This window comes from Acinetobacter calcoaceticus ANC 3811 (genome assembly GCF_000399665.1).
In the GTDB taxonomy this organism is placed as follows: domain Bacteria; phylum Pseudomonadota; class Gammaproteobacteria; order Pseudomonadales; family Moraxellaceae; genus Acinetobacter; species Acinetobacter calcoaceticus_B.
In genome coordinates, this window is record NZ_KB976986.1 from 986155 (window position 1) to 1003117 (window position 16963).

A 16963-nucleotide genomic window follows, 5' to 3' on the forward strand; every position below is an offset into this window, starting at 1 on the left:
ATAATTATATTTTTGCTTAATGTGTTTTGTTTTTTTAAATTTATGGGTTTAAAGTCTCATTGTTAAATGAAATGTTAGATATGAAGCTTTTTGATTCAAGTTAAATATTAAAAAAATTATTTTATTTGAATGGTTAGCATGCATGCTCTAAAGGTTTTGTATAGGGCTATCTATATTTTGACTTTTAAAATACAAATTACAATTGCATGATTATTAAGTTTATTTTGTAATTTTGGCATTTTTATTGCTTAATTACTCTTATCTCTAGTACAACATTTGATTTACTAACTTATAAATGATGATTCAAACCGTCTTGCTCTCTTATGGTGTCTTTTTCATATGAAAAATGCACCAAATAGACACGTCTTTTTATTTTGCACTGTATTTGTGCGTTGGATGCTGTAATGAAGTCATTGGTTTCAATACTCACTTTACTCATTCTATGTGGATGTTCTTCATCTGAACAAAGTAGAAAAACTAAAAAAAACTTGGTAGCCCATTCGATATGTGTTTTTGATAGTACAAATACAAAAGTCTGTGTAGTCAAACCAGCGCAAAGAATAGTTTCTCTATTTGAATCGGGTTTAGATGGCTTATATATGCTAGGGCAAGGTCACAAAGTGATTGGTATACCAGCCGAAGTATACATCCAGCCTTTATTATTTAATGCCTACTCAAAAATAGATCAACGTATTGCCAATAAACAGCTTGCGACACCTTCACAAGGGGCAAATGCAACCAATATTGAAAGTCTCGTATTGTTAAAACCTGATCTGGTGATTGTAGGGAGCGGGCAGACTCAAACGATTGACCTGTTGCGGCAGTTTGGCATTGCTGTATATGTGATGGAGTCCGGTACTTACCAGCAAGTAAAAGAAGAGTTATCTGAAATTGCTATTCTGAGTGGTGCCTCAAAGCGAGCTCAAGAAATTTTAAATTTCTCTGATGAAATTGTGGCGGAGGTCGCAGCCAAAACTGCACGTCAGCCAAATAAGCAATCGATTTATTATGCGTGGTCAGGAGGACGTATTTTTTCTACCTCTGGACGTCAGTCGATTACCAATGACTTTATTGAACTCGCTGGTGCTTATAACATTGTTCAGACCAATGCCAATCAACCTAATGTAAACCCCGAGACTTTAATTGAATGGAATCCTGACAATATTGTGCTTTGGAATACAAACCCAAAACTGATTTATGAACGAAAAGAATTACAAGGCTTAAGTGCCGTACAAAATCGAAAGGTTTTTAATTTGAGCCCTGCATTTATATATAACCCACATACCATCAAAATCATTATTACGGCGATTTATTTGAACCACAGCATTTATCCTGAACAGTCTGATTTACCTGTAAGTGCTTTACAACAGCGTATTTTAACCAAGTTGTATGGTGAGCAACTTGCCAAAGCGTTGGTGCAATGAATATGGAAAAGCTGAAATATTATTGGTTTTATCCGTTACCTGTCGTCATGATTTTTATCTCGTTGCTCATAGGGCCAACGCAGACATTGAGTGCATGGGACTATTTGCGGTGGAGTGTGCAAGCGGTGTTTGGTACGCCATATTTTGATGCTGAGCAATTTGGACTGATGCAAAACATTTTGGTCAATGTCAGATTACCCAGAATTTTACTGACTTTTATGGTGGGAGCTGCGTTAGCAACTGCGGGAAATGGTTTACAGGCATTGTTTCGTAATCCTTTAGTTGACTCATATGTGCTCGGTATTTCATCTGGTGCGGCGTTCGGTGCAGCTTTGGCACTTTCTTTAAGTTGGCTTTCGCCAAATCTATCAGCCTTTATTTTTGGTGTGTGCGCTGTTGGCTTAACGTATTTATTCGCGCATCAAAAACATGAAAGTCAGGTGTCTTTAGTGATGGTAATTTTATCGGGCATGATTGTTTCGGGCCTGTTTTTGGCAGGACTTACTGTTATTCAATACCTAAGTGATCCATTTAAACTGCAAGCTATTGTGCAATGGACGATGGGTAACTTACATCAGGCGTCTTGGCAAAAAGTTCAATATGCTTTGCTACCGATTTGTATTGGTCTTGCTGGATTATTTGCGATGCGTTGGCGCTTAAACTTAATGGCCCTTGGTGCCGAAGAAGCGCAGGCGGTTGGTGTTAACCCACGCTGGGAACAGCTTCTTTTAATTGTTCTGGTGACTGTATGTACATCAACTTCTGTGGCAGCGGCGGGCATTATTAGTTTATATGGGCTGTTTATGCCGCATATTGTGAGAATGTTGGTTGGGCCAGATCACCGCTACAGTATTCCTGCCAATATGGTGTTGGGCGGCAGTTTTCTACTGATGATTGATAACTTTTCTCGGGTTTTACTAACCTTTGAAATACCGATTGGTATTTTTACCATGCTACTTGGCGCGCCATTTTTCTTATTATTAATGAAAACACAGAGGACTCATTGGGCATGATTCAAATTGATCAGTTAAATTATGCCTATGGGCACAAACAAGTACTTAAAAATATTCATCTGGAATTTCCTGAAAATCAGTTTTCAGTGATTTTAGGGCGTAATGGCTGTGGGAAATCGACACTTTTTAAATTGATGGCGGGCCTCGAACCTGTAAAAGATGGCTTGATTCGTTACTCAGGAAAACCACTATCGGATTTTAAAGGAAAAGATCGGGCAGCCTTACTCGGCTTTTTACCGCAGTTTCATAAAACCGTATTTCCATTTTTAGTTAAAGATGTGGTGATTACAGGACGTGCCGCTTTTAGCAGATATAGACCTTCAAAATCAGACTGGGAACGTGTAGACCAAGCTTTGCTTGATTTAGACATCGAGCATTTGCGTGAACGTCCGTATACCGAGCTATCGGGAGGTGAAAGGCAATTGGTTATGATTGCCCGCATTTTAGTACAAGCACCGAAAGTCATTTTGCTTGATGAGCCAACCAACCATCTCGATGTTTATTACCAGTCTTATTTAATGAAAAAGTTGCGTCAGTTGTCGCGGCAAAATTTTACGGTAATTGCGATTATGCATGATCCCAATTTGGCCTTTTTATTTGCCGATCAGCTGTTTTTCATGCGCCAACATGAGGTGGTTAAGCCTGATTCAAAAACACGAATAACCGATCCGAAGTTTTTAAAAAGTGTCTACGATGTTGAGTTCCATGAAGCCATGATTCAAGACAAAACGATTGTGATACCTGATCATTCTTGGCTATGAATATGTTGAATTATCAGCTAGTGGGTAAAACTGATTATGGGCCTGCGGTAGAGTTTGCACTTTATACAAGACAGCTCTTATTCCCAGAAATTTATCATGGGCAAGTCCCCAAAGATTTACAAAATTTTGAGCAATATTATGTCCATGACCCATTGGGCTGTTTCATTACAGTAAAAGACCAAAACCGCATTATTGGCACCATTGCATATCGGGCGTATGACCATCGTTTTGATTTAAATTTACCGCTTAATACGGTTGAGGTCGTTAAATTATTTGTATTGCCTGAATACCGCCGTAATGGCATCGCAACCATGCTATGTAAAATGTTGTTTAGCCATGCACAAAAGAATGAAATTACCACTTTGTATTTGCATACCCATCCATTTTTACCTGCGGCTGAAGAGTTTTGGTGGCTTCAAGGCTTTGATGTTATTCAAAGAGAGTGGATTGATACCTATGACACTATTCACATGAGTAAATCTTTATAGCGCTTTATCATGCGTATGAAATCTTTTTTGAAAATGGGTAGGCGGATAACCCATAATTTTACTGAACATTGCGCTAAAAGCTGCCGAGTGTTCATAGCCCAAACTAAAAGCAATTTCCGTAATTGAGGTATTTTCTTTTAAGGCATTTAAAGCATAGATGATGCAGACCCGGTTACGCCAAGCCTGAAAGGACATGCCTGTTTCTGACTTAAACCAGCGATGAAAAGTTCGCTCACTTTTATTGTGGTCATGTGCCCAAGCTTTAGGGCTGCTATGAATATCAGGATGCTGCATAAACTCAGCGCATTGTTGAGATAGTAATGTGTTGTGAGGCAATGGAATAAATAGAGGCAGGGCTGGTGCAGCTTCTAATTCATATAACAATAAATCGATAAGAGCGCCGTCACGGTCTGAACGTTGATAGTCAACAGGTAGCTGATTTGCCTGAATGAGCAGTTGATGTAGCAAAGGTGAGACTTGGATAACCTCGCAATATGTTGCCTGTCTTGGTGTATGGTCCGCTTCTATATACAAACTATAAGTACTGACTTTAGATAGCCATACCTGATGTGGTTTGTCTGCGGGTATCCATACACCGCTGTACGGTAACACGAGCCATTGTCCATCTTCAGTTTCAACTTTCATGAGACCTTCGGGTGCATATAAGAACTGAGCACGGCGATGGCTATGCGTATCTAACAAAGTATCAGCAGGATAATCTGATCCTAACGCTAGAACCGCTTGCGGTAGATGGTCTACATCGTTAATTGGAATATTACGCATATTTTTTTGGCTTAAACAAATAAAAAGATGGCTTTTCTACGTTAGTTTGCCATAGAGCTATTTTATATCATGCCTCTATAAACGTGAGGAAGATGATGATGCTATATGAGCTATTTTTATTTGGACTACTTTCGGGAGTCACCACTTGGTTATTTGGTTTTGGCGGCGGATTTGTTGCTGTGCCTTTGCTTTATAGTGTCATTATTCAAAAGTGGAGCAGTGAAAGTACTGTCGGCATACATGCTATGCAAATCGCCGTAGCCACATCCGCCTTTGTTATGCTCTGCTCGGCAAGTTTTGCAACCTTTCGGCACTATCGGTCTGGACAGATAGATTGGCAAAAGATCCGCTTTTTATGGAGTGGTATCGCATTGGGTGGAGTTGTCGGTGCGGTAATGGCCTCATTGTTTAATGGAAATTGGCTTCGCTGGATATTTATGGGCTATGTGTTCATAACGATTATTGATTGTTATTACAGACCAGGGTTTATGGTGACATCAAGGCAAAAGCAAAATTATGGGCAGAATAGCGAACTCATTAAAGGGGGAGTTATTAGTTGGGTTGCAGCACTTTTAGGGGTTGGAGGAAGCGTAATGACAGTTCCTTTATTACGGCGGCGGGGTAGTTCTATGGCAGAGGCTGCGGCTATCGCAAACATTCTCACGCTGCCTTTGTCTTTAACTGCAACGCTGACCTATTGTGTATTGTCACTTTGGCAATCTACATGGGCACCCAAAGGATTTATTGGTCTAATCTGGTTTGAAGCTGCTTTATTCTTGGTTGCTGGAACATGGGTCGGACTATATTTTTCAGAAAAATTTATTTCAAAACTACCTGATTTATGGCGGGCAAAGTTGTATCCATTACTTTTAATAATAGTTCTACTCATCATGTTTTTTGTAAATTAATTCTTTATTTCAATTGGTTAAAGGATATTTTTCCTTAAATGTCGAATCTCTAAATGCTCTAAAACCCCAAATTTTTATGTCTTAAAGGGCTTTGAAAAAAGTTTGAAAAATAGACTTGAAATATATAGTGGCTTTATGACACTATATATTCATCGAAGGTCATCAGACAAAAAGAGGATGATATGGCTATCCAGCTTTTAGATGCGGCAAGAAACGAAATTCCAGTGAAATTCACGCAGTTTTCTGGTGGAGAGCGTCATATTCAAATTGATGAGACAACGTTAGGTTCACTATCTGGCAAGGTATTGGTCCGCGCGCAAATGACCTCAAGTCACGATGTGATGGACTATTTACTACTTGAAAATATATTGCTGAATCAGGGTCTAACCGTTGACCTAGAAATTCCGTATTTTCCATATGCGCGTCAGGATCGTATTTGTGCAGTAGGCCAAGCATTCTCACTTGATGTGATGACCAAGCTACTTAACATCAACGCAGACAAAAAAGCGGGTAAACAAGGCAAGGTAACTGTTTGGGACTGCCATAGCGAAGTGACAACAGCATTACTCGCTGCCAATACTTCTTTTAAAGAAGTTGTAAATGTCAGTTCAGTCGACATCATCGCAAAGAGTGAAGCGCTGAGCACATTGTTAAAAGATGAAAAAACAGTACTGATTTGCCCAGACAAAGGTGCGAAAGCACGTACACAAATGGTTGCAGATGCTTTTAATCTTGAGCGTAAACAACCAATCACTATTGTTCAGTGTGATAAAAAACGCGACCCAGTGACTGGCAAAATTTTAGGTACGCATGTGCATGCAACTGATTTATCAGGCCTAACAGCGGTCATTACCGATGACATTTGTGACGGTGGTGCAACCTTTATTGGTATTGCCAAAGAACTTCGTCGCCTTAATTGTCATAAGGTCATTCTATATGTGACCCACGGTATTTTTAGTAAAGGAATAGCGGTTTTTGATGGACTGCTAGATCAACTGTTTACCTCGGACAGCTTTCCACAACAACCATCAGACAAAATTTCAGTAATTGCTTTTGCCGCAAAATAAAGAGAATAAAGATGACTATTAAACTTAATCCACTAAACGCTATCGATTTTTATAAAGCTGATCACAGACGTCAGTATCCGGCAGGTACAGAGTACGTGTACGCAAACTTTACGCCGCGTTCATCTCGACTCGCTAAAATGTTGCCTGACTTTGACGATAAAGTTGTGTTCTTTGGACTTCAGGGTTTTATCAAACACTTTTTAATTGATACTTGGAATGAAGGCTTTTTCAAACAACCTAAAGACAAAGTAGTGGCTGCTTATAAACGCCGTATGGATAGTTCACTGGGTGAAGGTGCTGTACCGGTCGATCACATTGAAGCGTTACACGACTTGGGCTATTTACCTTTACGCATTAAAGCATTGCCTGAAGGTAGCCGCGTCAATATGCGTGTACCCGTGCTTACCGTAATTAATACCGACCCACGTTTCTTTTGGCTAACGAACTATATTGAAACCGTGTTAAGTGCTGAGCTTTGGAAAAGCTGCACAACCGCCACTATTGCCTACGAGTACAAACGCTTATTAACGCAATATGCCGTAAAAACTGGTGCACCACTCGATTTTGTATCTGTGCAAGGACACGATTTTAGTAGCCGTGGCATGAGCGGAATTTACGATGCGGCGCAATCTGGTGTGGGGCACTTAACCAGTTTTATTGGAACTGACTCGGTTGCTTCAATTGACTACGCAGAAGAATATTACAATGCCACAGGTGTGATTGGTGTATCTGTACCAGCAACCGAACACAGTGTGATGTGTATGGGTACAGAAAACAGTGAGCTAGAAACATTTAAGCGTTTAATCTGTGAGCTTTATCCGTCTGGTGTTGTTAGTGTCGTGTCTGATACTTGGGACTTTTGGCGAGTGATTACTGAGTTTACGGTGGCTTTAAAACCTGAAATTTTAGCAAGACAACCTAATGCTTTAGGCTTGGCCAAATTGGTTTTCCGTCCAGACTCTGGCGATCCTGTCAAAATTATTTGTGGTGACCCAGATGCCGAAGTTGGCAGCCCTGCCTACAAAGGTGCGGTTGAATGTTTATGGGACGTGTTTGGCGGTATAACAACTGAACAAGGCTATAAAGTACTTAATGAACGTGTCGGTTTAATTTACGGCGACTCAATTACCCTAGATCGCGCACAGCGTATTTTAGAAGGACTTGAAGCCAAAGGCTTTGCTTCAAACAACTTGGTGTTTGGTATAGGCAGTTTTACCTATAACTATTTAACTCGCGATACTTTTGGGTTTGCTGTAAAAGCGACTTGGGGGCAGGTAAATGGTGTAGGCCGTGAGTTGTTTAAAGACCCAATTACTGACTCAGGTGTGAAAAAATCTGCGAAAGGTCTTTTACGCATCGAAGAAAATGAAAATGGTTTTACCTTGTTTGATGAACAAACAGCCCAACAAGAACAAGGCGGAGCACTTAAAACAGTCTTTGAAAATGGTAAACTTCAATATGAGTGTACTTTGGATCAAATACGTGAGCGTTTATCCATCGCATAACTGAGTTTAGATGAGTCGTTGCATGTGTATCGGCTCATCATTTTTATTGAGAGGCTGAACGTGACTATTCAAACTGAACAAGAATTCCTTGCCAGTTATGATCGCCGAGATTATGACGCACCTTTACTCACGGTCGATATGGCTATTTTCTCGGTATTTAATGGTCAGTTGCAGGTACTACTCATTAAGCGACCAAACTTTCCAGCCAAAGACCAATGGGCTTTACCGGGTGGTTTTGCCGATTTAAAGCATGATCAAGACTTGATGGCCACGGCATATCGTAAGCTGGTCGAAAAAACAGGAATCGCTTCGCCTTATTTGGAACAAGTTGCCTCTGTGGGTAATGCAAAACGTGACCCGCGTGGTTGGGCCGTGACCATTTTATATTTTGCTTTAATCGATTTTAATGCCTATCAACATCAAGCGCTGGCTGAATACAGCGAATGGGTGCCAGTGACAAAAGCACAAGATTTAGCATTGGCGTTTGATCACAGCGAATTACTGACTTTGGCATTAGAGCGTTTAACCAATAAAACCCGCTATACCGCATTGCCAGCTAGTCTTATGCCTGAATTATTTACGCTGACCGAGCTACAAACCATTTATGAAATTATTCTTGGGCAATCCTTAGAAAAAAAAGCGTTTAGACGCCGTATGATAGAAGCTGGCGCAGTTGAAGAAACCAACCACAGTAAAATTGTAGGGAAACGACCAGCTCAGCTCTACCGCTATGCACTCGATTCTTTCGATTTTATCTTTCCTCGCTCTCTCGAATTACCCAGAAATAAAGAGGGCGAAGATAAGTAAAACAATGAGCTTTCTGACTAGTGGATGTTCAGTACCCATGACTTTTGGAAGAAGATTATGGGTTTGGTCATTGGTGGAATTAAAGAAACACAAGAATTAGCAGTTCATAAATTTAGTATTCTGGTTTGTATTTATTAATTATATTTTTCTTATAAGAATAAGATATTTGTATTTACTATTTTCTTAGTTGTTAAAAATCAACTTGGCTAAATACTATGCTTAATTAATTAATAAGAGAATATTTGTGAATAAAAGCAATGGTTATTTGAAAATTGGTCTATTTCTGTTTTTTGCTACATCTGTAGTGGGGTGTAAAAATAACAATGACAAAATAATAGAAGAGAAACGTGATCAGCGTCCTAATATTTTATTTATTATGGCTGATGATTTAGGGTTCTCTGATTTAGGTGCGTTTGGTAGTGAAATTAGTACGCCTAATCTTGATACCTTAGCTCAGGAGGGTAGAATTTTAACGAACTTTCATTCTGCTGCAGCATGTTCTCCAACACGTGCAGAACTTCTATCTGGTGCTGATCATCATCCAGTAGGTTTAGGAGAAATGTCAGAGACTTTAGCTGCACTTCCAGTTTTGCAAGGTAAACCTGGCTATGACGGTTATTTAAACGATAAGTCATTATTTCTACCAGAAATTCTCAAAGATCATGGTTATCATACTTATATGGCTGGTAAATGGCATTTAGGTTTAACAGCACAAACTAGTCCTCAAGCTCGTGGCTTTGAAAGATCATTTGCTTTACTTGAAGGTATGGACTTACATTTTAAAGCTTCAACTCCAGAGTTAGCCAGAGGCAGCACATATAAAGAGGATAGTGTTTCTGTAACGTTGCCGGCAAATTTTTATTCGACAAATTTTTATACTGATAAATTAATTGAATATATTGAACATAATAAAAAGGATGAAAAGCCTTTTTTTGCCTATGCTGCATACACTGCTCCTCACTGGCCAATACAAGCTCCAAATGAATTTATTGCCCGTAATCAGGGAAAATATGATAGTGGATATGAAATTATTCGTAAGAATCGTTTTGAACAACAAAAAAAATTAGGAATAATTCCACAAGATTTCGAAATACCTGATTTTCTTCCTGCTAATCAACTCACAGATAAAGCGCCTCTTTGGTCAGAATTAACTGCTGAGCAAAGAAAAATAGAAGCTCGAAAAATGGAAGTATATGCTGGGATGGTTGAAAATCTTGACTACAATATTGGCCGTTTAATCAGTTATTTAAAACAAAATAATTTATATGACAATACCTTAATATTTTTTGTTTCCGATAATGGACCACAAGCAATTGAGATAGATCAAAGGCCTCAATATAATAATAGTTATGAGAATATTGGACATGCTGACTCTTATGTCCAAATCGGTTCCAGATGGGCAGAGGTAAGTGCCACCCCATTTCAATTGTTTAAACATACTGCTGGAGAGGGAGCAAGTTCAGTACCTGCTATTGTGAGACTTCCTCATCAATATAAAAAAGTGCAGCAAAGCAGTGAATTTGTATCGATAAGAGATATTTTACCTACAGTTTTGGACTTTGCAGATATACAACGTCCCACTACAGAATATAAAAATAGACAGGTTATTCCTATTTCTGGATTATCGTGGAAAGAATTTTTAGCGGGAAAACAGTCCAGTGTACGAGGAAATACTTTCTTTTTTGGAGATGAACTACATGGTAATAAATATATACGGAACAAAGAGTGGAAACTTCGATATCAAGTCTATCCACTGTCCATGGGAACAGGCGCTTGGGAATTATTTGATTTAAACACGGATCGTAGTGAACGAAAAAATGTTGTAAGTCAAAATCCTGAAATAGTTAAACAACTAATTGATGAATATAATGTGTATGCTCAAAAAAATGGAGTTGTTGATTTAACAGCAATATATTCATCTGATAAATAAAAGTAATGAATAAATAAAGGTCATAGCCCCACTGACTTGTGTGGGCTCGGCCGATAGGCTAAATCGAGTAATGATCTGATCGAAACAAAGTGCCTAAAGATAAGCAAAACATTGAGCTTTCTGACTAGCGCAACTTGATGCACTTTGATTTATAATGCCGCGCTTATGATTAATGTCATGTTTTGATCAGCACTTTGCCTATGTCACACGTTTCTCCCTGCTTCCAACAAAACCAGTTTTTTGTATTGGTGGAATACCTCACTTCATTACACGAGATTTATCCTGTGAAATATGAGTTTGCAGGATATCCGGCTGCAATGACATTGGCAGATCGCGTACATTCAGATCACGATATCACGCCGCTTGAAGCCAGCAAAAGTTACCCTGACTCAATTGATAAAGTCTTACACTTTTCGGGTAAAGCCCGAGACATACAAGATTTTGAGCATTTTTTAGAAGAAGCCCAAGCAGCCAATATTCAAAACTTGTTATTGCTTACAGGTGATAAACTTAAAGAGCATCATAATGGACGAGATGGGCAGCCTCGTAGTCGATACCTAGAGTCGGTAAACGCTGTAATGGCTGCTAAGCAACATGGCGGGTTTCGTATTGGTGTTGCTTTTAACCCATTTAAATATGTCGAAGCTGAGCGTGATGCCCAGTACTTAAAACTGCATAAGAAGATTAAAGCAGGTGCTGACTTTATTATTACCCAATTGGGCTATGACATTGAAGCATTAAAGCAAGCCAAATCATTTTTAACGAAGCATATTTATTCACAGCAAATACTGGCTTGTGTCATGCCACTGACTTTAGGTCGTGCCAATTTTATGGTGAAGCATAAAGTGGCAGGTATTGTGATTACTGCACACATGCTAAAAGTCTTGGCAGATGAAAAACTGGCAGGGCATACAGACCGTGTTTATTTACGCTGTGCTTTACAGATTTTAATATGTAAACATTTAGGATTTGCTGGAATTCACTTATCTGCCTGCCATAAGCCAGAAGAGCAAATGCTGCTTGAAAGCTATATCGAGCAATACAGACATTTGAAACTTGAAGCCTTAGAAGAGCTTTGGAATTCACTTTGGCAAGTCACTACAGGCAAAGAGTTTGCGCCTGAAATTGCTCGTTTTTCTCGCCAGCCAACATCTAAACAATTAATTAAATATCGCCAATTGCATGTTATGCATGAGGCGCTGTTTGAATCAAAAATTGCTAAAGGCGTTGGACGCTTTATTTTTAAAGCATTTTTTTGGGAAAATGCTTTAGTCGCCAAAGTATTACTTAAAACAGAAGTCCTGAGTAAACATAGCCTAGTGGGCTGTGAAAGCTGTGGTCAGTGCCGTTTAGGTGACACTTTATATATTTGCCCTGAAACCTGTCCAAAAGGTTTAGCCAACGGGCCTTGTGGCGGAACAACTTTAGACCGCTGTGAATTTGGTGACCGTGAATGTATTCATTCCGTTAAAGCAAGGCTTGCTAAAGCCCTTAAACAAACTGAAATATTAAAAGAAAAACTTATTCCAACAGTGCCTCTTGAAACCAGAGGAACCAGTTCTTGGAAAAATTGGTATTTAGCGACTGAGGCTTAAGTTTTGTATTAACTGGATACGTTTACGACCCTGTTAATTACGACAAAATACACGACCAAGAGTTCCAAGACCACCACAGGCAAAACGGTTAGTAATAAAAAAGCAATGCTACATCGAAATCTGTGTACGTAAGTAATCCTATTCATGAGTAACTCTTTAATGGTTGGATCGCTAACCGCGTTTCACTATAAAGGTTCTGGTTTTGCTGTGAGTCATATTATCAGGATGCACAGCTCAAACGATCAATAATAATGTGAGTTTAGGGAGTTGTGTGAAAGCCCTCTGATGAGGGCTTTTAATTCTATAAATATCAATTTTTAGGTTTCAGTTCATTCAGTGTTTTAATTATTTCTGAAAACATAGATATTTGATTTGTATTTTCAGAATTTGTATCAATATTTTCATGTCCTTTGAAATACTTTTCAGATAAGTGAATTCTAAGAGTCTGCCTTTGTTCTTCAGTTAATTCAGCCATATAGGGTGAAAGAGCTGATAGTTCCATATAGTTTTTACGGCAGTAAGTTTCTAGGTTGTAAATACGTGAACGTTCTTTAATGAAATAAGCTAAAAAGGCAGATAGTGAAGTTATAAGGGCTATAAAAATTATTGACTTATTTAATTCGAAATGTTGGGAAGATAAAATTAGTTTTAAAAATATCGAACATATAATGATACAAAATATAAAGATAATCGCATAGGTATATGATTGTATTTTCTTTTCATATTTATTCGCTTCATCATTAAATAAAGTTATTAATCCAATATTTTGGCTTAGATTTAGCTGTCTAACTGTCTGTTCTGTTGTTTCATTAACCTTTTCTGCTTTTTGTAGTAGTTTATCTTCCTCGTACTCAAGTTGAATAGATTTGATTATATTAAATATTTTTTTAATATATGATTTTACTTCAAAAGTTCTATTTCTAAAAAAGCAATTAAGTGCATCTATTATTGTTTCAGCTAGCTCATTAAAATTAGAAGATATAGATTTTTCCTCAAGAGTTCTTCCTGATTCTAAAATTAAATTCGGTAAATTTACTGCATTATTATCACAAAAAAAATCTAATATTTTGAGTAATTCATTTACTTCATTAATACTATAAGTATGACTAAAGTCATACTCATAAAAACTGATAACATCATTAAGTATATATTCTATATATCCTTTTATTTGTTTAAAATAAATATCATCTTTACCCTCAGTTGGAGGATTTTTAATAATTTCTTGTAGTGAAGTTGTAAGCTCTTTTAAAACCTCTGAAAGTTTTGTTTGATTGCTGGTAGATATATATTTGTAATTTAAAGATATATATTTTATTAATTTTCTAATATTAAAATCAATTTCTTTTTTTAATTCATTAAAATCTTTAGTATTATTGTCGTTCAAACTATTAATAACGGGAATTGTAAAATTATTTAATAAATTATCTAAATATTCTGCAATTATCTTAATGTTGTCTTCCCTCAAACTCATAATGATCTCATAATTTAAAGTGTTGTTAATTATAATTACCTTAACGTTTTTAGTATCTTATCGTCAATAACTCATCCGACCTAAATAGATTTCTACTAAATTTATCCCACCACATAGACCAATTACGTTCAAGTACAAAGCGGAATTCAAAAATTTTTCTTAATTTAGTAAGAGTAAAAAGTACCCTAAGATACTTTCCAAATTTGTCTTGTTTCTTATAAAAGTATATTTAGTTGACAAATTTTAATTTTAGCAATAAAAGTTGGTTGACATATCTAAAAAATAGCAATAAATTAAATCTAACCCAACATTTCACCATTTATTGCGGATAATTTTTATGGAATGTCGTCATCCTTCTGATTTTGAACCACAGTTAACTGATGAGGTTATCAGTTTCTTCGCTCAACATATGTTGAATATCTATAGAGATATTCTCTATCTACTTAGCACTGAAGATGATTCAAATTATGGGCGTGGAACAAGTATTTTTGATCGTACTCGTAATCGGTTTTTAAATTTGATCATGACAAGACAGTGCCCAGTAGATGTACATTTGGTAAATGGGTCTTTAAAGTTTATTTTCCAAATCGGAAGCGCGACAATCAGATTTTTAAAAGATGACTTCGAGAATCCAAAGAAAAAGAAATACTTTATGCAGCAGTTGCATAGTATGAGTTTATTTCCTCTTGATGATCAGCAGCCTCACTATTGGCGTTTTATCTTAAATGAACCAAAAACATTAGATGATGAACCATTGGTGATATTTGTAGGTTATAACTTGGCAAATGAGGTTGTGGCATATTGGGATTCTAGTAGCATTGCTGGCTTGAATCATATTCATTTAATTGAGCCTGAGACACCTAAACCAGTAGAATTAGGTTCACCATTAGTTGAAGATCCTGATATGGATAATGAAAAAGAAGATGACGATGATTCCGAAGCTGTAAACAACTAATTGTAAGATGAATAGCCATGAACACACAGTTTAATGGTTTGGAGCTAAAGCTTCTTAGACAATTCAATGAATTATCTTTAGAAGAATTAGGTAGCAAGCTAGACTATACACGTCAATATCTTCATAAAGTTGAAACTGGGCAAACTCAACCAAACAATCACTTTATTGATAAGATGGCGCATTTTTTTAATGTACCACAGTCGTTTTTTATGCAACTAAAACCTGTTTTACAGGAAGAGCAGATTCATTTTAGAAGTAACCGTACAGCAAAAATTTCTTATAAACAGATCGTTATTGCTAGAGGAGAGCACATAAAGCGATTAACTGAATATTTGGATTCAAAGCTACGATTACCAAAATATGATATCCATAATTCAGATGATGAACCTGTTTCTCAAGATATGGTTATTGAGTCTATTGCTGAAAAATGTCGTGAAAAGTGGGGACTAGGGTTAGGGCCGATAAGTAATATGGTCCGTCTTTGCGAATTACATGGCATTATCGTAACTACATTTCCTTCGGTATCAAATGAAGTAGATGCTTTATCATTAGCTACAAAGCGTCCAATTTTTGTACGCAATGAAGCAAAAGAAAGTGTCTGTCGTCAGCGTTTCGACTTGGCTCATGAGCTTGGCCACCTTGTACTTCACGATGGTATTGTTACTGGAGACCGATTAACAGAATCTCAGGCCAATCATTTTGCTTCTGCTTTGTTAATTCCTCAAGTCATGATGCGTACGCACTTTCCAACTTGGTACAAAAATGGTCGTTATAACTGGACTAAGTTGAGTGAGTTTAAACAAACTTGGAAGGTAAGTAAGGCAGCCATTTTATATCGTGCTAAACAATTGGGTTTATTGACGCAAGAGCAATACACTAGTGGAGTGATCTACCTGAAGAAAACAGGTGAGGCAATTACGGAGAAAGAAGATCATTTAATTTCTAAGGAGAAGCCTGAACTCCTTCAAGCTTGCTTTGTTATGCTCGCAAAAAAGAAAATCTTTGCTGAAGATATTGCTACTGAATTGAATGTAAATGCAAATTTTCTTGAAAATTTAGTTGGATTAGATATTCCAAGAAAACCTAAGTTGAGAATTGTAGAAGAAAGCGCCTAATGGCGCTTTTCTCTTATGGGGTCGATATGCAATCTTTAATACAATCAAACACAATTTTTATATATTCATTTTGATGTATATTCTGATAATTAGTATCGAAAATTCCTGGCTGGATATTATTTCTGTAACTTCCCATGACATCAGTACGCATTGTTTTAATGGAATTTTCATCACAGCCTTTACTGGCTAATTCTGACTCTAAAAGTGATTGATGATCATTTTTTATTGCTTTGATATAGCTATTTGCAATACCTTTTAGAATTTCAGCTACATCATGTCCACGTAAGAAATAAAATAAATTTGAGTCATTTATAGAAAAACTCTCTATATTTTTGATTAATATCTCAATATTTTCATTAGCTTCTGAGTGTTGAGAAATCAAAGTAGAGTGTAAAATTTCAATTTTTTCTTTGAAAGAAATGAATATTGGAGACTCTACGAAACTATTTACATCCTCAAAATAAGAAATTGGAATTTGCTTAATTATTGATATTTCTTCTAATAAAGATTTAAGAATTTTGTTTCTTTCATCTAAAGTAATTTTATTTTCATTGTGGATCTTTAGAATAAAAATAAAATAAAACTTTATAGTTTTGGAGATTTCTGACAGAATTTCAGAAAAGCAAATTTTTATTTCATCAATATTCGACACACATATACACTTTCTTATTTCTTCTCGAATAAATCTTTCAATATAAAAAGCACATTCTTTTGAATGAATAAGTGTTCTAAAAACAAAATTTTTTGAATAATCAGTTATAATATCAATTGCTGTATGGAATTGGGTAGAGTGGTCAAAAGAACTATTCATTAATTTTGATATACAATAATAGTCACTATCAATACATACAATTGAATTTTTGCCTAACTCAATATTACCTTTACTTACTAAATAAAGGATTCTTGAACAACCAGTTCCAACTTTTCCATCCTCAACAAAAGTTTCAGTAGATTGAATATTGAATTCAGTATTGCTTATTTTTCCTTCTAAGATAGAATTCCAGAAATTAAAATCTCTTTGAGTTTCAATCCATACTTGTACTTTTTTAATATTTGGTTCACAGAATTGGTTTTGAAACTCGTAGTAAGAGTTTGGTATATTAAACCCAATATCTGAATCAGTATTTTCTAATGCATTCAT

Annotated in this window: 15 protein-coding genes; 12 read left to right on the forward strand and 3 right to left on the reverse strand. The window is 36.7% G+C overall.

What is annotated here, in order from left to right; translation table 11 throughout:
- The first annotated feature begins 404 nt into the window (after positions 1 to 404).
- From F935_RS05915 to F935_RS05930, 4 genes are read left to right on the forward strand one after another with little or no spacing between them, the layout of a single operon-like run.
- Positions 405 to 1424, forward strand: coding sequence for an ABC transporter substrate-binding protein (locus tag F935_RS05915; RefSeq protein WP_016138073.1), 1020 nt, complete (start codon positions 405 to 407; stop codon positions 1422 to 1424).
- A gap of 2 nt (positions 1425 to 1426) precedes the next feature.
- Positions 1427 to 2437 carry a FecCD family ABC transporter permease gene (locus tag F935_RS05920; RefSeq protein WP_080645542.1) on the forward strand — a complete coding sequence of 337 codons (1011 nt, stop codon included), beginning with the start codon at positions 1427 to 1429 and terminating at the stop codon, positions 2435 to 2437.
- On the forward strand, positions 2434 to 3198 hold the full coding sequence (locus tag F935_RS05925; RefSeq protein ID WP_016138075.1) for an ABC transporter ATP-binding protein: 765 nt from the start codon (positions 2434 to 2436) through the stop codon (positions 3196 to 3198). Before F935_RS05920 ends, F935_RS05925 begins: the two co-directional genes overlap by 4 nt.
- The gene (locus tag F935_RS05930; protein WP_016138076.1) at positions 3195 to 3686 is read left to right on the forward strand and encodes a GNAT family N-acetyltransferase; all 492 of its coding nucleotides are present in this window, start codon (positions 3195 to 3197) and stop codon (positions 3684 to 3686) included. The genes F935_RS05925 and F935_RS05930 overlap by 4 nt, the downstream gene beginning before the upstream one ends.
- On the opposite strand, the gene F935_RS05935 is transcribed toward F935_RS05930, so the two are convergent.
- Positions 3681 to 4469: an AraC family transcriptional regulator gene (locus F935_RS05935; RefSeq protein WP_016138077.1), complete on the reverse strand. Its 789-nt coding sequence runs from the start codon at positions 4467 to 4469 to the stop codon at positions 3681 to 3683. The genes F935_RS05930 and F935_RS05935 overlap by 6 nt on opposite strands.
- Before the next feature lie 98 nt (positions 4470 to 4567).
- Here F935_RS05935 and F935_RS05940 point away from each other — a divergent pair, with 98 nt between their 5' ends.
- The 6 genes from F935_RS05940 (at position 4568) to F935_RS05965 (ending at position 12281) form a co-directional block, all read left to right on the forward strand.
- Positions 4568 to 5377 carry a sulfite exporter TauE/SafE family protein gene (locus tag F935_RS05940; protein ID WP_080645543.1) on the forward strand — a complete coding sequence of 270 codons (810 nt, stop codon included), beginning with the start codon at positions 4568 to 4570 and terminating at the stop codon, positions 5375 to 5377.
- A gap of 182 nt (positions 5378 to 5559) precedes the next feature.
- A complete protein-coding gene (locus tag F935_RS05945; protein WP_016138079.1) occupies positions 5560 to 6444 on the forward strand; it encodes a phosphoribosyltransferase family protein in 885 nt (294 codons plus the stop codon).
- Between the two features lie 11 nt (positions 6445 to 6455).
- On the forward strand, positions 6456 to 7949 hold the full coding sequence (locus F935_RS05950) for a nicotinate phosphoribosyltransferase (protein ID WP_016138080.1): 1494 nt from the start codon (positions 6456 to 6458) through the stop codon (positions 7947 to 7949).
- A 60-nt stretch (positions 7950 to 8009) separates the two neighbouring features.
- A complete protein-coding gene (locus F935_RS05955) occupies positions 8010 to 8756 on the forward strand; it encodes an ADPR responsive transcriptional repressor NtrR (protein WP_016138081.1) in 747 nt (248 codons plus the stop codon).
- Between the two features lie 244 nt (positions 8757 to 9000).
- Positions 9001 to 10686 (forward strand): arylsulfatase, encoded by a 1686-nt coding sequence (locus F935_RS05960; protein WP_016138082.1) that lies wholly within the window; start codon positions 9001 to 9003, stop codon positions 10684 to 10686.
- Between the two features lie 200 nt (positions 10687 to 10886).
- Positions 10887 to 12281, forward strand: a complete 1395-nt coding sequence (locus F935_RS05965) for a methylenetetrahydrofolate reductase C-terminal domain-containing protein (RefSeq protein ID WP_016138083.1) — start codon at positions 10887 to 10889, stop codon at positions 12279 to 12281.
- 310 nt (positions 12282 to 12591) lie between these two features.
- Here the strand turns inward: F935_RS05965 and F935_RS05970 are convergent, their stop codons facing one another.
- Positions 12592 to 13752 carry a hypothetical protein gene (locus F935_RS05970; protein WP_016138084.1) on the reverse strand — a complete coding sequence of 387 codons (1161 nt, stop codon included), beginning with the start codon at positions 13750 to 13752 and terminating at the stop codon, positions 12592 to 12594.
- Between the two features lie 337 nt (positions 13753 to 14089).
- Between F935_RS05970 and F935_RS05975 the strand changes: the two genes are divergently transcribed.
- Together F935_RS05975 and F935_RS05980 are read left to right on the forward strand one after the other, a co-directional pair.
- Positions 14090 to 14707, forward strand: a complete 618-nt coding sequence (locus tag F935_RS05975; protein ID WP_016138085.1) for a hypothetical protein — start codon at positions 14090 to 14092, stop codon at positions 14705 to 14707.
- A gap of 17 nt (positions 14708 to 14724) precedes the next feature.
- Positions 14725 to 15822 carry an XRE family transcriptional regulator gene (locus tag F935_RS05980; RefSeq protein ID WP_016138086.1) on the forward strand — a complete coding sequence of 366 codons (1098 nt, stop codon included), beginning with the start codon at positions 14725 to 14727 and terminating at the stop codon, positions 15820 to 15822.
- A gap of 13 nt (positions 15823 to 15835) precedes the next feature.
- On the opposite strand, the gene F935_RS05985 is transcribed toward F935_RS05980, so the two are convergent.
- Positions 15836 to 16963 (reverse strand): hypothetical protein, encoded by a 1128-nt coding sequence (locus tag F935_RS05985; protein ID WP_016138087.1) that lies wholly within the window; start codon positions 16961 to 16963, stop codon positions 15836 to 15838.